At 42.8% G+C, this 1,595-nt stretch carries 2 protein-coding genes; both read right to left on the minus strand.

Annotation, left to right across the window (positions count from 1 at the left end; genetic code table 11):
* The coding region (locus IDJ76_RS20685) for an ATP-binding cassette domain-containing protein (RefSeq protein ID WP_191166281.1) at nucleotides 1-244 on the minus strand (244 nt) is incomplete at its 3' end.
* Between the two features lie 84 nt (nucleotides 245-328).
* Nucleotides 329-1,363, minus strand: a complete 1,035-nt coding sequence (locus tag IDJ76_RS20690; RefSeq protein WP_191166283.1) for an IS30 family transposase — start codon at nucleotides 1,361-1,363, stop codon at nucleotides 329-331.
* Between the last annotated feature and the right edge of the window lie 232 nt (nucleotides 1,364-1,595).

A 1,595-nucleotide genomic window follows, 5' to 3' on the forward strand; every position in this document is an offset into this window, starting at 1 on the left:
CGATTTGCCGATCCTTAGGCGCGGTTTTTACTACCGACTTGCCATCAAATAAAATGTCACCGCTAGTTGGTGTAAGAAGACCGGCCAGCATATTCAAAATGGTCGTCTTTCCACAGCCGGAAGGGCCTAATAAGCAGACCAGATCGCCTTTTTTAACGGAAAAACTAACGTCCTTGATTGCTTCATGGCCGTTTTCATAAACCTTGCGTAGATTCTTTACTTGAACAAAATTTTCATCATTCATTAGTTACACACCACAATATCTTGATAATTTTCGCCAATTGCAAGAATAAATTGAACACTTACCATAACATCTGGTAGATTTTGACTATCTACGCCGGTAAATGCGGTCAAGTTCGGTGTCAAAGTACTCTTCTGGAGTCTTGTAGTTTAAGATCTTCCGAGGAAGAGAGTTGCACCATACCTCGATCTTAGCAATATCTTCCACACTGTACTTATCCATACGGTCTCCCTTGGGAATATAGCGTCTGATAAGCCCGTTGTGCCGTTCTACGCTGCCTTTATCACAGGATGTATAAGGGTGAGCGTAGTACACAAGAGTCTTGGAAACTTGCTCAAGATCGGATAGATCTGCGAACTCAGATCCGTTGTCGGTTGTGATAGACTTAAAGATTTGATTCCATTTGGATCCGTAGTACTCTCGAAGCTTATCAAATGCCTTCATAACGCTAGCTGAGGTCTTATCCTCAATCTTGATCATGAAGAACTGACGCGTCTTTCGTTCGCACAGAGTAAGCAACACATCATCGTCCTTAGTCTTGTGTCCAAGAACCAGATCGCATTCCCTGTGACCAAAGTCCTTACGGCTTTCGACTCTAGGACTACGTTCATCGATGCTTCGTCCCAGGATACGCTTGTTTACACGGGCACGACGAGTCTTAGTATTGCGCTTGACCTTCTCTGGAAGATCACCGTTCTTGATATCCATTAGGCCCAAGTCAACGTAGTTATACAGAGTTTTGGTTGATACGACCTGATCCTTCTGAAAGATTCCCTTGGCCAAAGCATAACCCACGCAAGCATCAAGAGACCAGCCATGATTATGGAAGCAGTGGGAAACATAGTCGATGAACTTATGTCTGCGAAGAAACAAGCTCTTGCGGCCGCATTCGCTTCTATGTAGTTCGTAAGTGCTTTGCCCTTCGACAGCTTTATACCGATACACGGATACTGTGCCTCTTTTGAGCTCATATCCGACCGTGCTTGGTGAGCAGTTAAGTTCTCTAGCTATAGCACGATTAGAGTAGCCCTTAGAGTGCAGCTCCTGGATTGTAGTCCGGTCGTTCAGCTTAAGGTGCTTGCCCTTTTGGTGTGGTTTAGTGTTAGAATATGAATGATCCATTTTAACCTCTCTAGAAATGTTTGTGGTAATTCATATTCTACCAGATGGTTGAAATGGATTTTTTGTGCTCTAATCCAGTGAAAACGTTTTTTCTTACTGGATCGGAACAGTGTTCAGTTTAATTTTACAATCGGCGATTAAAAACAATTGAATACGAAAGAAAATAAAGTTAATTATCAGCCACTTTTAATTTTTGGCGGTGCCTTCAGCCTCTTTTTTTGCTTTTTGGGTT

The organism is Mucilaginibacter glaciei (genome assembly GCF_014773245.1).
Classification (GTDB): Bacteria; Bacteroidota; Bacteroidia; order Sphingobacteriales; family Sphingobacteriaceae; genus Mucilaginibacter; species Mucilaginibacter glaciei.

Coding starts and splice junctions, on each gene's coding strand:
- IDJ76_RS20690 (WP_191166283.1), bottom strand. CDS start 1,363: ATGGATCATTCATATTCTAACACTAAACCACACCAAAAGGGCAAGCAC.